The 20,997-nt window shown below is 65.6% G+C and carries 15 protein-coding genes and 1 pseudogene; 14 read left to right on the top strand and 2 right to left on the bottom strand.

Annotated elements, in window-relative coordinates:
- The first annotated feature begins 17 nt into the window (after window positions 1-17).
- The 8 genes and pseudogenes from VQ044_RS00380 to VQ044_RS00345 all read left to right on the top strand — a co-directional run bounded on the left by VQ044_RS00380 (window position 18) and on the right by VQ044_RS00345 (window position 9,032).
- On the top strand, window positions 18-461 hold the full coding sequence (locus VQ044_RS00380) for an endonuclease domain-containing protein (protein WP_327644972.1): 444 nt from the start codon (window positions 18-20) through the stop codon (window positions 459-461).
- 209 nt (window positions 462-670) lie between these two features.
- Window positions 671-820, top strand: a pseudogene (locus VQ044_RS00375) (DUF559 domain-containing protein); the annotation flags it as partial.
- Window positions 821-1,113: 293 nt separating this feature from the next.
- Complete coding sequence (glyS, locus tag VQ044_RS00370; protein WP_327644970.1) at window positions 1,114-3,405, top strand: glycine--tRNA ligase subunit beta; 2,292 nt, start codon at window positions 1,114-1,116, stop codon at window positions 3,403-3,405.
- A gap of 346 nt (window positions 3,406-3,751) precedes the next feature.
- Complete coding sequence (locus VQ044_RS00365; protein WP_327644969.1) at window positions 3,752-5,260, top strand: glycoside hydrolase family 25 protein; 1,509 nt, start codon at window positions 3,752-3,754, stop codon at window positions 5,258-5,260.
- Window positions 5,261-5,385: 125 nt separating this feature from the next.
- Window positions 5,386-5,634, top strand: a complete 249-nt coding sequence (locus VQ044_RS00360) for a hypothetical protein (protein WP_327644968.1) — start codon at window positions 5,386-5,388, stop codon at window positions 5,632-5,634.
- 124 nt (window positions 5,635-5,758) lie between these two features.
- The gene (locus VQ044_RS00355; protein WP_327644967.1) at window positions 5,759-6,793 is read left to right on the top strand and encodes an L-threonylcarbamoyladenylate synthase; all 1,035 of its coding nucleotides are present in this window, start codon (window positions 5,759-5,761) and stop codon (window positions 6,791-6,793) included.
- 57 nt (window positions 6,794-6,850) lie between these two features.
- On the top strand, window positions 6,851-8,278 hold the full coding sequence (locus VQ044_RS00350) for an FAD-binding oxidoreductase (RefSeq protein WP_327644966.1): 1,428 nt from the start codon (window positions 6,851-6,853) through the stop codon (window positions 8,276-8,278).
- 178 nt (window positions 8,279-8,456) lie between these two features.
- Window positions 8,457-9,032, top strand: coding sequence for a DUF6101 family protein (locus VQ044_RS00345; protein WP_327622353.1), 576 nt, complete (start codon window positions 8,457-8,459; stop codon window positions 9,030-9,032).
- Between the two features lie 16 nt (window positions 9,033-9,048).
- Here VQ044_RS00345 and ubiA read toward each other — a convergent pair whose 3' ends face one another.
- A complete protein-coding gene (gene ubiA / locus VQ044_RS00340; RefSeq protein ID WP_327644965.1) occupies window positions 9,049-10,056 on the bottom strand; it encodes a 4-hydroxybenzoate octaprenyltransferase in 1,008 nt (335 codons plus the stop codon).
- 165 nt (window positions 10,057-10,221) lie between these two features.
- Between ubiA and purD the strand changes: the two genes are divergently transcribed.
- From purD to VQ044_RS00320, 4 genes are all read left to right on the top strand, one after another.
- The gene (gene purD / locus VQ044_RS00335) at window positions 10,222-11,493 is read left to right on the top strand and encodes a phosphoribosylamine--glycine ligase (protein WP_327645140.1); all 1,272 of its coding nucleotides are present in this window, start codon (window positions 10,222-10,224) and stop codon (window positions 11,491-11,493) included.
- A gap of 164 nt (window positions 11,494-11,657) precedes the next feature.
- Complete coding sequence (locus tag VQ044_RS00330; RefSeq protein ID WP_327644964.1) at window positions 11,658-13,931, top strand: acyl-CoA dehydrogenase; 2,274 nt, start codon at window positions 11,658-11,660, stop codon at window positions 13,929-13,931.
- On the top strand, window positions 13,931-15,214 hold the full coding sequence (locus VQ044_RS00325; RefSeq protein WP_327644963.1) for an acetyl-CoA C-acetyltransferase: 1,284 nt from the start codon (window positions 13,931-13,933) through the stop codon (window positions 15,212-15,214). Before VQ044_RS00330 ends, VQ044_RS00325 begins: the two co-directional genes overlap by 1 nt.
- 124 nt (window positions 15,215-15,338) lie before the next feature.
- Window positions 15,339-17,459, top strand: coding sequence for a 3-hydroxyacyl-CoA dehydrogenase NAD-binding domain-containing protein (locus VQ044_RS00320; RefSeq protein WP_327644961.1), 2,121 nt, complete (start codon window positions 15,339-15,341; stop codon window positions 17,457-17,459).
- On the opposite strand, the gene VQ044_RS00315 is transcribed toward VQ044_RS00320, so the two are convergent.
- On the bottom strand, window positions 17,449-18,291 hold the full coding sequence (locus tag VQ044_RS00315; RefSeq protein WP_327644959.1) for a fumarylacetoacetate hydrolase family protein: 843 nt from the start codon (window positions 18,289-18,291) through the stop codon (window positions 17,449-17,451). The two genes, VQ044_RS00320 and VQ044_RS00315, sit on opposite strands and share 11 nt — an antisense overlap.
- A gap of 151 nt (window positions 18,292-18,442) precedes the next feature.
- Here VQ044_RS00315 and VQ044_RS00310 point away from each other — a divergent pair, with 151 nt between their 5' ends.
- Together VQ044_RS00310 and VQ044_RS00305 are read left to right on the top strand one after the other, a co-directional pair.
- Window positions 18,443-20,239, top strand: a complete 1,797-nt coding sequence (locus VQ044_RS00310; RefSeq protein ID WP_327644957.1) for an acyl-CoA dehydrogenase — start codon at window positions 18,443-18,445, stop codon at window positions 20,237-20,239.
- An 8-nt stretch (window positions 20,240-20,247) separates the two neighbouring features.
- The gene (locus VQ044_RS00305; protein ID WP_327644956.1) at window positions 20,248-20,988 is read left to right on the top strand and encodes a crotonase/enoyl-CoA hydratase family protein; all 741 of its coding nucleotides are present in this window, start codon (window positions 20,248-20,250) and stop codon (window positions 20,986-20,988) included.
- The last annotated feature ends 9 nt before the right edge of the window (window positions 20,989-20,997 follow it).

Genomic DNA, 20,997 nt, shown 5'->3' with positions numbered 1-20,997 from the left:
CGTCGGGCGTCGCAGTGATGGCGATGACCCGCCTCGAGGCGAAGGCGCATCGCGCGCGCCGCGCCATCGCCGCGCAGACAACCGCGCTGGAGGAGCACCTCTGGCGCGGTATCCGCGCGATCCCGGGTGAGGGCGGCCATTTCCATCGGCAGGTGGTGATCGGCCCTTACCTCGCCGACTTCGTCTCCCATCGCCTGCGCCTCATCATCGAGGTCGACGGCGCCCAGCATGCGCGCGCCGACCGGCAGGCTAGGGACGCCGCGCGTGACCGCTGGCTCGGCGAGTGCGGCTATCTGGTCGTGCGCTTCGCTAATAATACGGTCCGCGCCGATTCCGCCGCGGTGCTCGAATCCATCCGTGCCGTGGTCGACGAGCGGCGGCATTTGCCACCCGGGGAGGAACCGGCCAAGCCGAAAGTTCTCGGCAAGAAGCGCCCGCGGCCGAAACCCGGAACGTCCTGACGTGGATCGTCGAGGATCGGGCAGGATCCTTGTTCGACCCTCCCCCATTGGGGCGATCCGATCGCCGGTTGATCGGCGGCCGGAACTGGGTTTCGATCGCATCAGTGAGAACGCTGTCGGGGAGGGACGCGTGCCAGCCATCGGTCGCTCGGTGATGATCGTCGGCAGCCCCGGCGCCGGCAAGTCGACGCTGGCACGCCAGCCAGGCCAAGGACCGGCAACGCGAGGACTGGCTCGGCTCGCAAGGCTACCGGGTGCTGCGCTTCTGGAACGACGAGGTCCGGCTTGAACGGGATGCCGTCCTTGACACGATCTTTGCCGTGGTCGAAGAGCGTCGCCAAATGCGGGACGATCGATGATCATGCTCCCAACCTCCCCTTGGTGGGGAGGTCGCCGCCCCCGGGTCTTGCCTTCGGCAAGCCCGAGGACAGACGCCACGGCGGGTGGAGGGCTCTCGACTGTTCATTCCATCCCACCCCGGCGCTGACGCGCCGACCCTCCCCATCGAGGGGAGGGTGGAGAAATGCCGAGCCATGCCCGACCTTCTGCTTGAACTGCGCTCCGAAGAGATTCTCGCCCGCCCGCGCTCCCGCAGCGCCATCGGCGCGAGGAAGCGCAACCAGGCGAATGGCATGCGGGCGGAGAGACACTGATGCCCGACCTTCTGCTTGAACTGCGCTCCGAAGAGATTCCCGCCCGCATGCAGCGCAAGGCGGCGGGCGATCTGAAAAAGCTGGTCGCCGATGCGCTGGTCGACGCCGGGCTGACCTATGAGGGCGCGCGGGAATATTGGACGCCGCGGCGCCTGACCCTCGACATTCGCGGCGTCGACGCGCGCTCGAAGGACGTCGCCGAGGAGCGCAAGGGACCGCGCACCGACGCGCCGCCAAAGGCCATCGAAGGGTTCCTGCGCGGCGCGGGGCTCGCCTCGATCGACGATGCGGAGATTCGTTCGGACCCGAAGAAGGGCGATTTTTACGTCGCGACGATCAAAAAGCCCGGACGGCCGGCCGAGGCGATCATCGCCGACGCGATGCCGGGCATCATCAAGGGCTTTCCCTGGCCGAAATCCATGCGCTGGGGCGCCGCCTCGCGCGAGCCGGGTTCCTTGCGCTGGGTGCGGCCGCTGCAATCGATCCTGTGCACCTTCGGTCCGGAGACCGAGGAGCCGGTGATCGTCGATTTTGACGTCGACGGCATCAAGGCCGGCAACACGACGCGCGGTCATCGGTTTCACGCGCCGGAGGAATTCTCCGTTCGCCGCTTCGACGATTACGCGGCGAAGCTCGAAAAGGCCTTCGTCGTGCTCGACGCCGAGCGGCGCAAGGACATGATCCGCCACGACGCGGAAAACCTCGCCTTCGCCAAGGGCCTCGAAGTGGTGCCGGACGACGGGCTGCTGGAAGAGGTGTCGGGACTGGTCGAATGGCCGGTGACGCTGATGGGCGAATTCGAGCCGGACTTTCTCGAGATTCCGCCGGAAATCATCCGCTCGACCATCAAGGCCAACCAGAAGTGTTTCGTGCTGCGGCCGCATGGCGGCGGCAACGGCAAACTCTCCAACCATTTCGTCCTCGTTTCCAATATCGAGGCGAGCGACGGCGGCGCGGCGATCGCCAGCGGCAACGGCAAGGTGGTGCGGGCGCGGCTGTCGGACGCGCTGTATTTCTGGCAGACCGACCAGGCCGATTTGCCCGACCTGGAGAGCCTCGAGGCGTCGGCCGAAAAATTCGACCTCGATCTGGCAAAGCCGCTCGACCAGCGCATGGCCAAGCTCGATGCGCTGGGCGTGACCTTCCACGCCAAGCTGGGCACGCAGGGCGAGCGGGTCGCCCGCATCGCGACACTGGCCGAGGAAATCGCGCGGACGGTCTATCCCGAGGGGGCGAGGTTCGGCGGCGAGGCGGTTTCGGCCGACGAACTGGCGGCGCTGGCAAAACGCGCGGCGGTGTTGGCCAAGGCCGATCTGACCACCGAGGCGGTTGGCGAGTTTCCCGAGCTGCAGGGGCTGATGGGCCGCTATTACGCGGCACTGCAGGGCGAGCATCCGTCGGTGCAGGCGGCGATCGAGGAGCACTACAAGCCGATAGGGCCGACGGACACGGTGCCATCCGACCCGGTGGCGATCTGCGTGGCGCTGGCCGACAAGCTCGACATGCTGGTCGGCTTTTGGGCGATTGGTGAGAAACCGACGGGGTCCAAGGACCCTTATGCGCTCAGAAGGGCGGCGCTGGGCGTCATCCGGATGGTGGTGGAAAACGCTCATTCCCTGCCTCTAGGCGCGCTTACAACGTTATCTTTCGATGTAATGAACGACCATATCGATGGGGTCGACTTAAAGCAGAAACTGAAAGATGGGCTGCGGTATATTTCGCAAGCGCATGGAGCCGTAGGCAGTTTTAATCAGACTGACGACCTCCTCTCCTTCTTCCACGATCGCTTGAAGGTCCAACTCCGCGACCAGGGCGCGCGTCACGATCTTGTCGATGCCGTGCTGTCGGGGGGCGAGGGCGCCGCGCCGAATGACGATCTCCTGGACATCACCCGCCGCGTCGAGGCGCTGGGCCAATTCCTCGACTCGGAGGACGGCAAGAATCTCCTCGCCGGTACCCGTCGCGCGGCGAACATTCTCGCCGCCGAGGAGAAGAAGGGCACCCGTATCGCAGACGCCGTCGATCTCGACCTGTTGAGCGAGCACGAGGAGAAGGTGCTGGCCGGCGCCGTCGACCGGGCCGAGATGGAGTTGGAAGAGGCGCTGGCGGGCGAGAATTACGAACACGCCATGGCCGCGCTCGCGAACTTGCGCATTCCCGTCGACGCCTTTTTCGACAAGGTGCTGGTCAACGCCGAGGACGAGGCCGTGCGAGCCAACCGGCTGACGCTGCTCGCCCGCATCCGCGCCGCGACGCGCAAGGTCGCCGATTTCGGCAAGATCGCTGGCTGAGCGGGTAAGGCGCCACATTCGGCGCTTCATTCAACCCGAACGCCTTTACCGGGGCAGGCGACGCGATCACATCCCCGTGTTTCGAGGCTCGATGGAGTGGGCAGCGTTAACCAAAAATTAACTCAAAGTTGAGGGTTTCCGGGACTTTGTGGTAAAATCGTCAGGTCTTGCCTTTACTGTGGCTTCCTGAACGCCTGACTGAAACATTTCGTGATCGGCTTTGCCCGGAACCCGCCAGATTTGAAGGGGATAGCTGCGCTCAGCCGCTTGGGACGGATTTGAACCTTCGGGTTCAGGGGGCCGTCCCGAAACCAGACTTCGAGCGACTTCGAGGGGAAACCAGCGAATGATGAAGCTCAGCGCCGTTACGACGGCTGCCGTGAAATTTGCCTGCGCCATCGTCGCGGGCACGCTGTTGATCAGCAGTTCGGCTCATGCCGAATGGAAAGCTCCGTGGAAATCGGACGACAAGGCGCTTGTGATCGATGCCTACGAGTTCAACCCGATCAACTGGCAGGAACTGACCTCGGACAAGCGCATCGCCGGCTTCATCAACAAGGCCTCCGACGGCCTGCCGCCGGCGTGGAGCTGCGGCAAGGCCGACGGCGACGACTACAAGCTGTGCAAGAACCGCTGGTGGAAATATTCCGTCACCAAGGAACTCTATATGACCCGCCGCGAGATGGCGAAGATGAAGGGGCTCCTCTGGGGCGCCTATCATCTCGGTCGTCCCGGAAATCCGCGCGAGCAGGCCGACCATTTTGTCGATTTCGCCGAGCCGGCCGGGGACGATCTGATCGCGCTCGACATCGAGGACAATTCCGAGGAGTGGATGAGCCTCGCCGACGCCGAGATCTTTGCCGACCAGATCAAGATCCGTACCGGCCGCTATCCCGTGCTCTACACCAACGGCTCGACCGCCAAGGCGATCTCCGCCCAGCGGGCGCAATATCCGCTGCTGTCGCGTCTGCCGCTCTGGTATGCCCGCTACCGCGACGATATCACCGGCAAGTTTCCAGAGGAGACTTGGCCGAGCTATGCCCTGTGGCAGTTCTCCTCGATGCACAATTGCGACAGCCGTAGCTGCCCGTACCGCGTGAAGGGCGCCAAGACCGATATCGACGTCAATGTTTCGACGATGGACGTCGCCGGCCTCCAGGCGGCCTGGCCGTTCAACGAGCTGATCGAGCGGGCGCCGGATGCCGACGATCCGGCGATGATGATCGCCTCGCTGGACGAGACGACCAAGGCGGAGGTGGCCAAGGTTGCTGTCGCGACGGAAGCCGACGCGACGACCCCGCCCAAGCCTGGTGCCAAGCCGACGACGAGCCCGCTGGTCGCCGCCTATGGCCCCGCTGAGCAGCACGCGCGGCTGGACCCGCTGAAACTCCTGACCAACGTCGCCCGTGGCGCAACGAAGGCTGACAAGCCGGCGCTTGTGGCAGACGCCGTCGCCCCGGCCGAGGAGCCGTCGGGTGAGGCCGTTCGCGAGTTCCAGACCCATCTCGCCGCGCTGCAAGAGACGGTTGCCTACGCCGCCAACGAAGTCGACCGGCTGTTCATCGGCCGCGCGGAAGCGGCGACGCGCCGGGAAGAGGCACGGCCGATCAAGGGCGACGACGAAAGTGCGGGGTTGGATTTCCGTCAGCGCTCGCGTTTCGCCGAAATCGTCAAAGCGGCGGAAGCGGCCAAGAAGGCCGGTGCCCTGCCGATGCCGGCGCGAATTCTGTCGCAGCTGGGCGCCGAGGGCGGCGACCGCGGGCCGCGCGTCGCTCTACCCGGTGCTGGGCAACGCTTTGCCGGGCTCGACATTCCCGCCCGCCGCATCGACGCGGCGTTCGAAGCGACGCGCTGATCCCGCGCTCTTCTCTTTTTTAGGCGTTCAGCAAAATTTTATCGGATCAACGTGGAACCAAAGCTCAAGACAACCGTTTCAGACCCGAACAATTACGCCAACATGCTAGAGTACGGGTGCTTCAAGTGAATAAAACAATTGGCTGGGTCGTCGGTATCATCGTCCTTTTGATCGTGGTCTGGTTCGCCTTCACGATGATCAATGTGGATGTGACCGAGGAAGGCGCGTTGCCGGAAGTTAGCGTCGAAGGCGGTCAGCTGCCCAAGGCAGATGTCACGACGGGCGATATCGACGTCGGCACGGAAGAAAAGACGATCGAGGTTCCGACGATCGACGTCCAGCCGGCTCCGGAGAGCGACAAGCCCGCCAACTAAGTTCTGGCGAGCCGCCTGCAGTTCCAGTAAGAACCCTAAAGGGCAGTGGCGAAAGCCACTGCTTTTTTTATTTTCGGGCTGCTCCACATTTGGGGCCGCATGAGGTCTCGTTTGGAAGCCGGCCATGACGTCTGAACGCGCTGCCCCCGATGTCGCTTCGGTCTGTTTGGGCGAAGCTCGTGCCGGTGCGATCGAGACGACCTGCCTTCCGGCCGAAAGCGACGACGCTGTCGAGCGCACGGTCGCCTGCCTTCGCGGCGGCGGCCTTGTGGGCCTGCCGACCGAGACCGTCTATGGGCTGGCGGGCGACGCCACCAATGGCGAGGCCGTCGCACGGATATTCGAGGCCAAAGGCCGTCCCCGCTTCAACCCGCTCATCTGTCACGTCAGCGACCGCGACATGGCGGCACGCCTGGCCGTCTTCGACGACATGGCGCGGGCGCTGGCGGAGCGGTTCTGGCCCGGGCCGCTGACGATCGTCCTGCCGCAGGCGGAGGGAACGCCAGTTCATCCTCTGACGACCGGCGGCCTTGCCACCATCGCGCTGCGTCAGCCGAAGGGAATCGCCGGCGACATCATCGCGCGCCTCGGCCGCCCGCTCGCCGCGCCGAGCGCCAATCCTTCGGGGCGGGTCAGCGCCACCAGCGCGGGTCAGGTGATGCGTGGCCTCGGCGGTCGGATCGAAATGATCCTCGACGCGGGTCCGTCGGAGCTCGGCCTGGAATCGACCATCGTCAAGCTGGAGCGGGGCCGCCTGGTGCTCCTGCGCGCCGGCCTTGTCGGTCGAGAGGCCTTACACGAAGCGACCGGGCTCGCCGTCGTCGCGCCGGACGCGGGTTCGGGCATCGAGGCGCCCGGCCAGCTTCGGTCCCATTACGCGCCGCACGGCTCGGTCCGGCTCGACGTGACTCAGGTGGAGCCGGGGGACTATCTGATTGCCTTTGGTGATGCGCCTGTGCCCGGCGCGGATGGGGCGGCCGAGATCGTCAATCTCAGCCCGTCCGGCGATCTGCGCGAGGCGGCGGCGAATCTGTTCGCGGCGCTGGCCCGCTTCGACCGGCCGGAGATCGCGCGCATCGCCGTGGCGCCGATCCCGCAAGAGGGGCTGGGCGAGGCGATCAACGACCGGCTTCGCCGCGCCGCCGCGCCGCGGGACTGACGCCGCGAATGACAGCCGGCTCGACGGATCGTCGCCGGCCTTCTATGTCTCGATCTTATGCAAGAGACCGATCCGAAAATCCCTGCCGTCCTCCTGGCCCGTTTCGCGGCCATTGTCGGTTCCGCCAACGCCCTGCGGGATGCCGACATGATGGAGGCCTACTTCAACGAGCCGCGCGACCTGTTTCATGGCCGCGCGGGATTGGTGCTGCGGCCAGGCAATGTCGAGGAGGTTGCCGCGATCATGCGCCTCGCCAGCGAGACGCGGACGCCGATCGTGCCCCAGGGCGGCAATACCGGCCTTGTCGGCGGACAATCACCCCGCTCGCAATCCGAGGTTCTGGTCAGCCTGTCGCGGCTCGATCGTATCCGCGATGTCGACCCGATCGGCCGCACGGCGACCGTCGAGGCGGGCGTCGTCCTGAAGCGAATCCAGGAGGCCGCGGACGAGGCGGACCTGTTGTTTCCGCTGTCGCTCGGCTCGGAAGGCTCCTGCCAGATCGGTGGCAATCTCGCCTCGAATGCCGGCGGAACCGGCGTTCTGGCCTATGGCAACGCCCGCGAGCTCTGCCTCGGCATCGAGGCGGTGCTGCCGTCGGGCGAGGTTCTGCACGGGCTGCGACGCCTGAAGAAGGACAACCGCGGCTACGATCTTCGCAATTTGCTGATCGGGTCGGAGGGGACGCTGGGGATCATTACCGCCGCCGTGCTCAAGCTGTTCCCCAAGCCCGCCGGCCGCGAAGTCGCCTATGTCGGGCTGGCGTCGCCTGAAGCCGCCCTGACGCTGCTGCAATTGGCGGAGCGACGGGCGGGAGCGCAGCTCACCGCCTTCGAATTGATTCCGCGCCTCGGCATGGAGTTCACGCTCCGCCATACGATCGGTTCCCGCGACCCGCTGGAGGCGCCGCACCCCTGGTACGTTCTCATGGAAATCTCCTCCGGCCGCTCGCAGGGCGACGCGCGCGAGACATTGGAGGGAATCCTCGAGGCCGGATTCGAGAGCCATGTCGTCGCCGATGCGGCGATCGCCAAATCGCTCGCCGAAGCGAACAGCTTCTGGATCATGCGCGAGGAATTGAGTTGGGCGCAGCGGCCCGAGGGCGGATCCATCAAGCATGATGTGTCCGTGCCGGTCGCCCTTATCCCGGAATTTCTTCAGGCCGCCGACAAGGCGGTGCTCGGGGCGATACCGCAGGCGCGGATCGTGGCGTTCGGCCATCTCGGTGACGGCAATATCCATTACAACATCTCGCAGCCCGTCGGGGCCGACAAGGATGCCTTTCTGGCCCGCTGGCACGAGATGAGCGATCTCGTCCACGGGATCGTCCGCACCCTGGACGGCAGCTTTTCCGCCGAGCACGGCATCGGCCAGCTGAAGCGCGACGAGCTCGCCCGGACCAAAGAGGGCGTCGAGATCGACCTGATGCGGCGGGCCAAGGCCGCCTTCGATCCTGACAACATCTTAAATCCCGGCAAGCTCGTTTAGACTTGATTCAAGTTTTCGACTTGCTAACCGTCTTTTCCGTCATGAAGACTTAACCGACTTTCTTAGCGCGACTTCAAGGCGGCGCCCCTACTGTCATCCTTATCGAAGGCCGGGATTACATCGGCCCGAACGAGAGACCGAAACATCGGCTCTCAGGAGAGGCAGAAGGCGTCATTTCATGAGCATTGCTCCGAACCCACTCGCGACCAAGCCCGAATGGGCGAACGTCCCGGTCCGCCTTGACCCGGCTGCTTGCGATCGTCGCCAGACGATCGAAATGGTCGAGGACGGGGAATTGATTACCTACAAGGTCGACCGCCGCGGGGCCGTCGTCCATCGGCGCCTGGAGAAATCCGGATTGCCGGTTTCGATCGCGCTGCCGCCACGCGCCTTTCGGGGTGTCGCGGCCCGCGCCATGGAAGACGGCAACGGCGAGGTGACGGTGACGCTTGAGCTGCATCACAGCGATCCGCGCTGCACGGTGCCGCTCTTGGTTGCCAGCGACCTCTACGATGTCGCCGCCGACTGGCGGGGATGGGCGGAACTGTTCAACCTGCCGATGCTGATGATCGAGGCGGATGGCGCGTTGCGCACGCTTGAAGAGACGCTCGGGCACATCCGGGCTGCCGCGCCGGCGCCGCGTCGCCGGTCGCCCAACCGCCAGCGCCGGCCGCGCTTCCTGGCGCGTCGCAAGCCCGGTGGGCTCGGGATGCGCATGGTGGTTGCCGGAGAGGAAATCATCGCCCGTCAGTAGCGCCGGGCGGTGGGCGTCAGATTCCCGCCAGCGGGAAGGACAGCGCCCACAGGGACGAGAAGATCAAGCCGAAGAAGATGATCCAGCCGAACACCGTGTTCGACTTGAACAGCCTCAGGCACTGGTCCGCATCCTCGATGTCGAGGGTGCGGATCTGCCAGATCATCTGGAAGGCGCCGGCGGCAAGGCCGGCATAGGCGGGCCATTCGGGTCCGCCCCCCGTGCCATAGCCGGTCAGCACGAAGGCGCCAGCGAACAGGGCGATTGCTCCGAGATAGAGAATTGTCAGCGCCAGTCTGGTTCGCTCGCCGAACAGCCGGGCCGTGGAACGGACGCCGACCAGCGCGTCGTCTTCCTTGTCCTGATGCGCGTAGATCGTGTCGTAGCCGATAGTCCAGAGAATGCTGCCGGCGTAAAGCAGGCCGGCAGCGAGCGACAGCGTGCCCCAATACGCCGCCCATCCCATCAGCGCGCCCCAGGAAAAGGCGAGGCCGAGCCCCAACTGCGGCCAGTCGGTGAAGCGCTTCAGGAATGGATAGATCGCCACCACGCCGAGCGAGGCGACCCCGAGCAGGACCGCGAACAGGTTGAACTGGATCAGTACCAGGAACCCGACCAGCGCCTGGACGACGAGAAACAGCTTGGCCTGGAGGCGCGAAACCCGGCCGGAGGGCAGCGGACGCGACCGGGTGCGTGCGACGAGCGTATCGATCGTCTCGTCGACGAGGTCGTTATAGGTACACCCCGCGCCGCGCATGGCGATCGCACCGACCAAAAAGAGGAAGAGCTGCCAGAGGCTGGGAAGGCCGGTGTGAACGGCCCCCGTCTGCACCGCCTGCGGCGCCAGCGCCGCCGCCCACCAGCACGGCCACAGCAGCAATTGCCAGCCGATCGGACGGTCCCAGCGCGCCAACTGCGCATAGGGCCAGAGGCCGCGCGGCAACGTGCGGTAGACCCAATTGTTGGACGGTGCATCCGCCACGCGGTCGATTTGGTCCGCGAGGCTTCCTTTCAGATTCGACATGGCACCGAGATTGATGGCCGAAAGGCCGCAGTCAAGGGTTTTCCGCTTTATCAACGCTTAAGATTCGCCGCGCCGAACTTGACCGCGGCCGTTGCGCCCCCGTAATCGGCAGCGGTCGGCCGGCCTGGGCGGCAGAAATGCGCTGACAGGGGCGAAGCCATGACGATCAACGTTCTTCTCATCGGCGGCGGTGGCCGCGAACACGCGATTGCCTGGAAACTCGCGCAATCGCCCGATCTTGGGCGCCTCTACGCCGCGCCGGGCAATCCCGGCATCGCCGAGCACGCCGAGACCGTCGAACTCGACATCTTGGATCAAGCGGCCGTCGTGGCGTTCTGTCGCTCCAATGCGATCGGCCTTGTAATCGTCGGTCCCGAAGTGCCGCTCGTCGCCGGCCTCGGCGATAGCCTTGCCGCCGCCGGTATTCCGGTGTTCGGCCCCTCCGCCGCCGCGGCGCGGCTCGAGGGCTCGAAGGGCTTCACCAAGGATCTGTGCACCCTCCACGACATTCCGACGGCGCGCTACTGTCGCTTCGACGACGTGGCCGCCGCGCGCGACTATGTCGGCGCTGGCGGCCTGCCGATCGTGATCAAGGCGGACGGGCTTGCCGCCGGCAAGGGCGTCACCGTGGCCGAAACGCGTCAGGACGCGCTTGCGGCCATCGACGCCTGCTTCGAGGGCGATTTCGGCGGGCCGGGCGCGGAGGTCGTCATCGAGGAGTTCCTCGAGGGCGAGGAGGCGAGCCTGTTTTGCATCTGCGATGGCGAGCGGGCGCTGTTCTTCGGCACGGCGCAGGATCACAAGCGCGCCTTCGACCGTGACCGCGGCCCGAACACAGGCGGCATGGGCGCCTATTCGCCGGCGCTGCCGATGAACGATGCGATGGTGCGCCGGGCGATGCGCGAGATCGTCGAGCCAACGCTCGCCGGGATGAAGGCGGCCGGAGCCCCGTTCCAGGGCATTCTATATGCCGGGCTGATGCTGACGGAGTCCGGTCCCAAGCTGATCGAATACAATGTCCGCTTCGGCGATCCGGAATGCCAGGTGCTGATGATGCGGCTGGAAAGCGATCTGCTGCCGATTCTTCTCGCCGCCGCCAAGGGCGACGTCTCGGCCGTCGTGCCGCAATGGTCGGAAGAGCGGGCCCTGACCGTGGTCATGGCTTCGGAGGGCTATCCGGGCGCCCATGCCAAGGGCACCGCGATCCGCCATTTGCCAGCGGCGAGTGCAACGACTCGTATCTTCCAGGCCGGGACGCAACGCGATGGCGACCGGCTGCTCGCCGTCGGGGGACGTGTCCTCAACGTCACCGCCACCGGTGCCAGCGTGAAGGAAGCCGCGCGCCGCGCCTATGAGGTCGTCGAAGCCGTCGAATGGGACGAGGGATTTTGGCGTTCAGACATCGGCCACCGCGCGATCATGACCGAAAGCGTCTGAAGTCTCCGTTGGGCCGGGTTTTCGGCGTTCGGAGCCGATCCCGATCGTGTCGCTGACATTGACCTTTACGTAAAATGTGGGAAATGTCTTGGCCCGTGGGTGGGAAACCATCCACGGGGCCATACATTCCTCGTTAACAATGCGGCGAACCCCGGAGCGAAGCCATGTCATTTCGTCAGGAAAAGCTGACACGGCCGATCTATCGATGGGCCAAGGGCGTCATGCCGCCGATCTCGGAAACCGAGCGGGAGGCGATCGACGCCGGCACGGTTTGGTGGGACGGCGAACTCTTCACAGGCGATCCCGACTGGAACAAGTTGCTCGCTATGCCCCCGGCGCGGCTGTCGCCGGACGAACAGGCGTTTCTCGACGGTCCAGTCAACGAACTCTGCGCGATGATCGATGAGTGGAAGCTGGTCTGGGAAGATCGCGATCTGCCGCCCGAGGTCTGGGACTTCCTGCGCAAGAAGAAATTCTTCGGCATGATCATCCCGAAGGAATACGGCGGCCTGGGCTTTTCCAACACCGCCCATTCGGAGGTGGTGCGCAAGGTCTCCTCCTGTTCGGTCGTCGCCGGCGTCACCGTGATGGTGCCGAATTCGCTCGGACCGGGCGAGTTGATGCTGCATTTCGGCACGCAGGCGCAGCGCGATTACTGGCTGCCGCGTCTCGCCGACGGGCGCGAGATTCCGTGCTTCGGCCTGACCTCGCAGGAAGCCGGCTCCGACGCGGCGGCGATGCTCGACACCGGCATGGTCGAATATGGCGAGCATGAAGGCGAACGCGTTCTCGGCATCCGGCTGAATTTCCACAAGCGCTACATCACCCTCGGCCCGGTCGCGACTGTAATGGGCCTCGCCTTCAAGATGTTCGATCCGCAGAACCATCTCGGCAAGGGCGAGGATCTCGGCATCACGGTCGCGCTGCTGCCGACCGCGACCAAGGGTGTGCGCCACGGCGACCGGCATGTCCCGCTGCTGACCTATTTCCAGAACGGCCCGCTCTACGGCGACGACGTGTTCATTCCGCTCGACTGGATTCTCGGCGGGCCAGACCAGATCGGCCAGGGCTGGACGATGCTGATGACGGCGCTTGCCGCCGGCCGTGGCATTTCGCTGCCCTCGCAATCCTCCGCCGCGGCCGCCATCTGCGCGCGTACCACTGGGGCCTATGCGCGGGTTCGCACCCAGTTCAACGTGCCGATCGGCATGTTCGAGGGCATCCAACAGCCGCTCGCCGACATCGCCGCCAATGCGTATCTCATCGACGCCGCCCGCCGGCTGACCGTTGCCGCGCTGGATGAAGGCCATAAGCCGTCGGTGGTGTCGGCGATCATGAAGGCGCACGCGACCTATCGCATGCGCGAGTCGATCGAGCGGGCCATGGACATTCATGGCGGCAAGGCGATCATCGACGGCCCGAAGAACTATCTCGCCTCTCAGTACCGGTCGGTGCCGATCGGCATCACGGTCGAAGGCGCCAACATCCTCACCCGCAATCTGATGATCTTCGGCCAGGGGGCGATCCGCGCCCATCCCTACATGCTGAAGGAACTGCTGGCCCTGTCCGACGAGGACGAGGAGAAGGGGCTGGACGACTTCGACAAACATTTCTGGGCGCATGTCGGCCATTCGGCCAAGAACGCCCTGCGCTGCTTCGTGCGCGGCTGGACCGGCGGTCTGGCCGCCCCGGCGCCGAAGAATGCGGCTTTCACCAGCCATTGGCGGCAATTGTCGCGCAATGCCTCGGCGTTCGCGCTTCTGTCCGACCTGGCCCTGTTGACGCTGGGCGGCGCGCTGAAACGCAAGGAAATGCTGTCGGCGCGGCTCGGCGACATTCTCTCCGAACTCTATCTGCTCGGCGCCGTCCTGAAGCGTTTCGAGACCGAGGGGCGGCCGGAGGCCGACAAGCCGCTGGTCGAGTACATCATGGAGAAGGGCTACAATCGCATGGCCCTTGCCTTCAACGGCGTCCTCGACAATCTGCCGGCGCGCTGGGCGACGATCCTGACCCGGGCGATCGCCTTCCCGCTGGGCGTGCCCTACCACGAGCCGTCGGACGAATTGACCAGCGAGGTCGCGGCGATCCTGATGCGTCCGTCCTCGCAGCGCGACCGGCTGACGCCGGACCTCTATCTCGGCGAGGGGCACGCCCAGCATCCGATCAAGGATCTGGAACTGGCCTTTGAACTGGTGAGCGAGGCCGCGCCGATCGAGAAGAAGCTGCGCGAGGCCAACATCCGCGATCCCGAGGAAGCGAGGGAGGCTGGCGTGATCTCCAATGCGGAGTTCGTGCGGCTGGCGGAGGCCAAGGAGGCGGTGGACAAGGTCATCGCGGTCGACGCTTTCCCGATGGCGGAGGTCTCTCCGATCGCATCCCAACATGATCGTCCGGCCAAAAATGGCGGCAAGGGCGAACAGCGAGAGGCAGCGGAATAATGGCGAAAGCGGTCTATCTGGTCGACGGCGCCCGCACCCCGTTCATCAAGGCACGCGGCAAGCCGGGTCCGTTCTCGCCCGTCGACCTCGCGGTCCAGTGCGGCCGGCCGCTGTTGATGCGGCAGAGCTTTGCAGCGGATGCGATCGATCTGGTTATCCTCGGCTGCGTCAATGTCGTCGCGGACGAGATGAACCCGGCGCGCGTCGCGGCCTTGCGTCTGGGCCTGAAGGACGAGATTCCGGCCTTCACGGTCCAGATCAATTGCGGCTCCGGCATGCAGTCGATCGACACGGCGTTTCGCTATATCGAGCGCGGTACGGCCGACATCGTGCTGGCCGGCGGGGCCGAGGCGCTAAGCCATTCGCCGCTCGTCCTCAGGCGCGGCGCCGTCGACTGGTTCGCGGCGCTCAACGGCGCCCGCTCCACGACCGACCGGCTGAAGGCCTTCACCGGTTTGCGGCCGGAGTTCCTCAAGCCGGTCATCGGGCTGGAGCGCGGTCTCACCGACCCGATCACCAATCTCAATATGGGCCAGACCGCCGAAGTGCTGGCCCATCTCTTCGACGTGTCCCGGCGTGAGGCGGACGCCTATGCGGCCGAAAGCCATAACCGGCTGGCCAACGCGACGAAGCAGGGCTGGCTGCGGGACGAGATGCTGCCGGCCTTCTCCCGCGACGGCGAGGTCTTCGATCACGATGACGGGGTGCGGCCGGACTCCTCCGCCGCGTCCCTCGCCAAGCTGAAGCCGGTCTTCGAACGGCCTTACGGCAAGGTGACGGCCGGCAATTCCTCGCAGATCACCGACGGCGCCTCGTGGGTCGTGCTGGCGTCGGAGGAGGCCGTCACGCGTCATGGCATGACGCCGCTGGCGCGCATCGTCGATTCAGAATGGGGCGGGCTCGACCCGTCGATCATGGGTCTTGGCCCAGTGGTGTCGACGGCGCCGATCCTGAAGCGCCAGAACATGACGGTGGCCGACGTGGATCTGTGGGAGTTGAACGAGGCCTTCGCGACCCAGGTGCTGGCCTGCCTCGCGGCGTTCGACGATCCGAGCCTGGTCGATCCGGTGCTCAGCCTGGAAGGTCGCGGCGGTCGGATCGATCACGCCAACATCAATGTCGACGGCGGCGCCATCTCGCTCGGTCATCCGGTCGGCACCAGCGGCAATCGCATCACCTTGCATCTGGCCAACGCCATGCGGCGGCTCGGCCGCAAGCGCGGCATCGCGACCGAATGCATCGGCGGCGGCCTCGGCGGCGCGATGCTGCTGGAAGCCGCCTGAGCGCGCGACGAGACACCATGCCGGCGCGGGGTTTCGCGCCGGCTGTTCGCCCGAAACCCGATTCGGCGCCGCGAGGTCCCAAACTCTTCGCGGCGCGTTCCGACAAGAAGACGAGATCAGAACCATGGGCAGAATGCTGAACGCACTTTCCGATCGCGCCCTCGAACTCGGGCCGGCACGCGCAGCCGAGCAGCACGGTAACTGGCGGGCCGCCACCGACGAGAATTACGTCTACTGGCTGGTGCTCGACCGTCCGGGCAAGGCGATCAACACCATCGACCGGAGCGTTATCGAGGAGCTGTCGCAGCACGTCGACAGGATTATCGATCAGAAGCCCTCGGCCGTGGTGATCCGTTCGGCGAAGCCTTCCGGCTTTGCCGCCGGTGCCGACATCCAGCAATTCGCCGGCGCTTCGACCGGCGAGATCCGCGGCATGTTGAAGGAGGCGCATCTGGTCCTCGACCGTCTGGCCAAGGTCCAGGCGAAGACGATCGCGGTGATCAACGGTCATTGCCTCGGCGCCGGGCTCGAATTGGCACTGGCCTGCGACCTTCGGATTGCGGTCTCCGACGCCAGCCTGGGCTTTCCGGAAGTAATGCTCGGCCTGCATCCTGGCCTAGGCGGCACCTATCGTTCGACAGCGATCGCCGACCCGCTGGAGGCGATGACAATGATGCTGACCGGCAAATCGGTCACCGCGAAGAAGGCCAAGGCTATCGGCCTCGTCGACGCGGTGGTCGAGGAGCGGCATGTCGGGGCGGCCGTGCAGGCGGCGCTCTATAACGAGCTCAAGACCGCTGGGGGCGGCTTCAAGACCCAGGCCTTCTCGTTGCGCCCGGCCCGCGCGCTGGCGGCGAGCCAGATGCGCAAGAAGACGGCGGAGAAGGCCGCCAAGACGCATTATCCGGCGCCGCACCGGCTGATCGACCTGTGGGAAGCCCATGGCGGCAGTGCCAAGGCGATGCAGGAGGCGGAGATCGACAGCTTCGCCGAACTGATCGAGACCGATACCGCCCAGAACCTCGTCCGGGTGTTCTTCCTGCGCGAGACGATGCGCGGGCTGAAGCAGGGCGATTCGGCGATCAAGAACGTCCATGTCATCGGCGCCGGCGCCATGGGCGGCGACATCGCCGCCTGGGCGGCGCGCGAGGGCTTTCATGTGACGCTCGGCGATGTCGCGACGCAGCCGATCGGCAAGGCGATCCGCGCGGCGACGAAGATGCTGACCGCGACGCTCAAGGACCCGCTAAAGGTCCGCGACGCGCTGGACCGCTTGACGCCGGACCCGGCTGGCCTCGGAATTGCCCGCGCCGACCTCGTCATCGAGGCGGCGCCCGAAAAGCTGGAGTTGAAGCGAAAGATTTACGCCGACATCGAACCCAGGTTGAAAGAGGGCGCGTTGCTCGCGACCAATACCTCAGCGCTGCCGCTGGCGGACCTCGCCGAGGGGCTCGCCGATCCATCGCGCCTCGTCGGCTTGCATTTCTTCAACCCGGTCTCCCGGATGCAGCTCATCGAGATCGTCAGCCACGACAGGATCAGTCCCGAGACCGCACGCCGGGCCACCGCCTTCGCTGTCGAGTTATCGCGCCTGCCGGCTCCGGTAGCCTCGGCGCCGGGCTTCCTCGTCAACCGCGCGCTGACGCCGTACATGGCCGAGGCGTTGATCATGGTGGACGAGGGCATCTCCAAGGAGCGGATCGATCGCATCGCCGAGGAATTCGGCATGCCGATGGGGCCGGTCGAACTGGCCGATCAGGTTGGGCTCGATATCGCCGTCGAGGTTTCCGCCTCGCTGCGCGAGCGGCTGGACAGCGACTTTCCGGAGACGCCGGACTGGCTGGAGAAGATGGTCGCGGACGGCACGCTCGGCCGCAAGACCGGCGCCGGGCTCTACGAGTACGACTCCGACGGCAAGTCCAAGAAGCAGACGGTCGACGCCCTGCCGGATTCGGCCAAGGGCGACCCCGACATCCTGGACCGGCTGATCCTGCCGATGCTGAACGCGGTCGTTGCGTGCCTGCGCGAGGGCGTCGTCGAGAGCGAGGATGTTGCCGACGGGGCAATGATCTTCGGCACCGGATTCGCGCCGTTCCGGGGTGGGCCTATCCACTACGCCAAGAAGCGCGGCGTCGACGAGATCGTCGCAAGGCTGAAGGCATTGGCGGACAAACACGGACCCCGTTTCAAGCCCGATGCGGGTTGGGACCGCCTGAAGGAAGAATCAGCCGCCGCTACAGGCTGACGCAGGGGCAATCCTGCGACCCGAGCCCGGTGCCGCCGAGCGTCACCCGGTCGCCGGACTTCAGGAAACGTGGCGGGTCGTAGGAAAGTCCGACGCCGCCGGGCGTTCCGGTCAGGATCACGTCGCCGGGCTCGAGCCGCATGAAGCGCGAGATGTAGGAGATGAGATACGGCACCTTAAAGATCATGTCCGCCGTATTGCCCGACTGCTGGCGCTCGCCATTGACGTCGAGCCAAAGGTCGATCTCCCCGTAATCGGGCAATTGGTCGGGTGGGACCAGCCACGGGCCAAGCGGGGCGAAGGTGTCGTGCGACTTGCCCTTCGACCACTGGCCCCCGCGCTGGAGCTGGAAACTGCGCTCGGTGACGTCGTTGCAGAGCGTAAAGCCCGCGACGTGCCGGATCGCATCCTCGACGCTGACATATTTTGCCCTGCGGCCGATCACCACGGCGAGTTCCACGCCCCAGTCGACCCGGGTGGACAGCTTGGGCAACTCGATCGGATCGGTGGGTCCGCAGGCCGCCGTCGCCGCCTTCAGGAAGATCGTCGGCTCCGGATTGACCTTGAAGCCCGCAAGGCTGGCGCTGTCGTGATAGTTTGGCCCGATACCGACGATCTTGCCGATCTTCTGGACGGGACGGCACAAGCGAACCCCTTCGGGCACGAGCGGCAGCGAGGCGGGGTCGAGATGCCCGCAGGCAGCAAGTTCGTCGGGGTCCAGGGAGGCCCCGGATAACGATGAAACATGCTCGGAAAGGTCGCGAATGCGGTTGTCGTCGTCAATCAAGCCCGGCCGCTCGGAACCGCGGTGGCCAAAGCGTACAAACCGCATCAAATTCCTCCCCAATACTGTTACATGGAAATGGTCGAGACCAAGGTTCGGTTCCTTGCGTAAAGTTGACTTTTACGTAAGATGCGATGGGGTGGAATTGCTCGTTATGCGGTGATTGCCTGCTCCAACGGCCGTTTTTGAAGGAGATTTCATGTACAAGGCGCCCATCGAGGAGATCGCGTTCGCCCTGAAGAAAGTGGCCGGTCTGGAGCCTGCGATGGAAAAAGGCCTGCTCGGCGAACTGACCCCCGACCTGCTGGACGCGGTTCTCGAGGAAGCGGGCCGCTTCGCCAGCGAAAAGGTCGCGCCGCTTGCCGAGGTGGGTGACCGCGAGGGCACCTCCGTGACCGACGGTGTGGTGACGACGCCGACGGGCTGGAAGGAGCTCTATGCCGACTGGATCGCCGGCGGCTGGAACGCCCTGACCGGCCCCGAGGAATATGGCGGTCAGGCCCTGCCGACATCGTTGTCAGCCGCCGTTTTCGAGATGTGGAACTCGGCGTCGATGGGCTTTGCCCTTGGTCCGACGCTGACCGTCGGAGCGGTGGAGGCGCTGGAGACGCACGGTTCGGATGAGTTGAAGGCGGCGTATCTGGCCAAGCTCGTCTCCGGCGAGTGGAACGGTACGATGAACCTCACCGAGCCGCAGGCGGGCTCCGACCTGTCGGCGCTGAAGACCAAGGCCGAACGGGCCGGCGATGGCAGCTACCGAATTTTCGGCCAGAAAATCTACATCACCTATGGCGAGCACGATTTCACCGACAACATCGTGCATCTCGTGCTGGCGCGGCTACCCGATGCGCCAGCCGGCGTGAAGGGGATCTCTTTGTTTCTGGTGCCGAAATTTCTGGTCGAGGCCGACGGGTCGCTCGGACGCCGCAACGACGTCTTCTGCCATTCCGTCGAGCACAAGCTGGGCATCCACGGCTCGCCGACCTGCACGATGATCTACGGCGACGGCAGTGTCGACGGCGAGGAGGCCGGCGCGGTCGGCTATCTGATCGGCGAGGAAAATCGCGGCCTCGCCTGCATGTTCACGATGATGAACAACGCGCGGCTGTTGGTCGGCGTGCAAGGCGTCGGCGTCGCCGAAGCAGCTTTCCAGATGGCGCTCGACTATGCGCGCGAGCGCCGCCAGGGCCGCTCGACGCGCCTCGCCAAGGACGCCGAGCCGTCTGGGCAGATGAGCCCGATCGTCGAGCATCCGGACGTTGCCCGCTCCCTGCTGACGATGAAGGCGCTGACCGGTTCCGCGCGTGCCATCGCCTATGCCTGCGGCCATGCGAGCGACATGGCCAGGGCCACCCGCGACGACGCCACCGAGGCAAAGGCCTGGAAGGAGCGCGCCAATCTCTTGACGCCGATCGCCAAGGCGTTTGCCACCGATATCGGTGTCGAGGTCGCCTCGCTCGGCATCCAGGTGCATGGCGGCATGGGCTTCATCGAGGAGACCGGCGCCGCGCGGCTGTTGCGCGACGCGCGCATCGCGCCGATTTACGAGGGCACCAACGGCATCCAGGCGATCGACCTGGTCACCCGCAAGATCGGCCAGTCGGACGGGGCCGCCGTCAGTGCGTATCTGGCCGAACTCGCCGAGACGGTCGACGCCGTGCGCGGCCGGAACGCGGCGGATTTCGGCGTCACCGGCGAGGCTTTGGCGGCCGCGCTCGACGATCTGAAGGAGACGACGGCATTTCTCGCAAAGGCGCTCGCCGCCAAGGACATGGATACCGCGCTCGCCGGCGCGACGTCCTATCTCAGGCTGTTCGGCCTGACCGCCGGCGCCGTCTATCTCGCCAAGGGCGCGCTGGCCGACACCAGCCGCACGGAGCGCACGCATCTCGCCCGCTTCATGGCCGAGAATCTCCTGACCGAAACGAGTGCGCTGAAGCGCCAAGTCGTTGCGGGCGCCGCCAGCCTCGCCGCCGCCCACGCGATTCTCCAGTAGGTCCCATCATGAGCGAATTCATTCAGACCGGCACCCAGTCCGGCGTCCTCACCATCCGCATGAACCGGCCGGAAAAGAAGAACGCCATCACCCGCGACATGTACCGGGCGATGGCGGATGCTTTGGAAGCGGCCAGGAACGACGATGCCGTCCGGGCGGTGCTGCTGTGCGGCGGCTCCGGCGCCTTTACCGCCGGCAACGACATCAAGGATTTCATCGCCATCGCCGAGGGCGGCACACGCCATGGTGAGGTCCACGATTTCCTGCGGGCTATCGCGACCTTTTCCAAGCCGCTGGTCGCCGCCGTCGACGGGCTCGCCATCGGCATCGGCACGACGATCCTGATGCATTGCGACCTGGCCTATTGTTCGCCCGGCTCGATCTTCAGGACGCCGTTTCTCGACCTCGGCATCACGCCGGAGGCGGGCTCCACCCTGATCGCGCCGAAGCTGATGGGCGACCAGCGCGCCTTCGCCTTGCTGGTGCTCGGAGACACCTTCGACGCGGCGGCCGCGCGCGAGGCGGGGCTCGTCTACGAAATCGTCGAAGGGGACGTGGAGGCCGGGGCGCGGGATGCCGCCCTGCGGCTCGCGGCCAAGCCGCCGAAGGCGCTCCGGATCGCGCGCGAACTGCTGCGCGGCCAGCGCGAGGACATCGTCGAGCGCATCGATCTGGAAGTCGAACATTTTTCCGAGCGAATGACCTCCGACGAGGCCAAGGCTGCGTTTCGGGCGTTCATGGCGCGGTAGAGGGGCGTC

It is taken from the genome of Aurantimonas sp. C2-5-R2, from assembly GCF_036549495.1.
Classification (GTDB): domain Bacteria; phylum Pseudomonadota; class Alphaproteobacteria; order Rhizobiales; family Rhizobiaceae; genus Aurantimonas; species Aurantimonas coralicida_A.
Note: the sequence above shows the minus strand (reverse complement) of the source record. Positions and strands in the feature narration are given on the sequence as shown.

Bases quoted from the DNA above. Each gene is read 5' to 3' on its own strand.
- ubiA (WP_327644965.1), bottom strand. From the start codon at position 10,056: ATGTCGAATCTGAAAGGAAGCCTCGCGGACCAAATCGACCGCGTGGCG.
- VQ044_RS00345 (WP_327622353.1), top strand. From the start codon at position 8,457: ATGAGCATTGCTCCGAACCCACTCGCGACCAAGCCCGAATGGGCGAAC.
- VQ044_RS00325 (WP_327644963.1), top strand. From the start codon at position 13,931: ATGGCGAAAGCGGTCTATCTGGTCGACGGCGCCCGCACCCCGTTCATC.
- VQ044_RS00380 (WP_327644972.1), top strand. From the start codon at position 18: ATGGCGATGACCCGCCTCGAGGCGAAGGCGCATCGCGCGCGCCGCGCC.
- VQ044_RS00315 (WP_327644959.1), bottom strand. From the start codon at position 18,291: ATGCGGTTTGTACGCTTTGGCCACCGCGGTTCCGAGCGGCCGGGCTTG.
- VQ044_RS00320 (WP_327644961.1), top strand. From the start codon at position 15,339: ATGGGCAGAATGCTGAACGCACTTTCCGATCGCGCCCTCGAACTCGGG.
- VQ044_RS00350 (WP_327644966.1), top strand. From the start codon at position 6,851: ATGCAAGAGACCGATCCGAAAATCCCTGCCGTCCTCCTGGCCCGTTTC.
- glyS (WP_327644970.1), top strand. From the start codon at position 1,114: ATGCCCGACCTTCTGCTTGAACTGCGCTCCGAAGAGATTCCCGCCCGC.
- VQ044_RS00310 (WP_327644957.1), top strand. From the start codon at position 18,443: ATGTACAAGGCGCCCATCGAGGAGATCGCGTTCGCCCTGAAGAAAGTG.
- VQ044_RS00330 (WP_327644964.1), top strand. From the start codon at position 11,658: ATGTCATTTCGTCAGGAAAAGCTGACACGGCCGATCTATCGATGGGCC.
- VQ044_RS00305 (WP_327644956.1), top strand. From the start codon at position 20,248: ATGAGCGAATTCATTCAGACCGGCACCCAGTCCGGCGTCCTCACCATC.
- VQ044_RS00365 (WP_327644969.1), top strand. From the start codon at position 3,752: ATGATGAAGCTCAGCGCCGTTACGACGGCTGCCGTGAAATTTGCCTGC.
- VQ044_RS00355 (WP_327644967.1), top strand. From the start codon at position 5,759: ATGACGTCTGAACGCGCTGCCCCCGATGTCGCTTCGGTCTGTTTGGGC.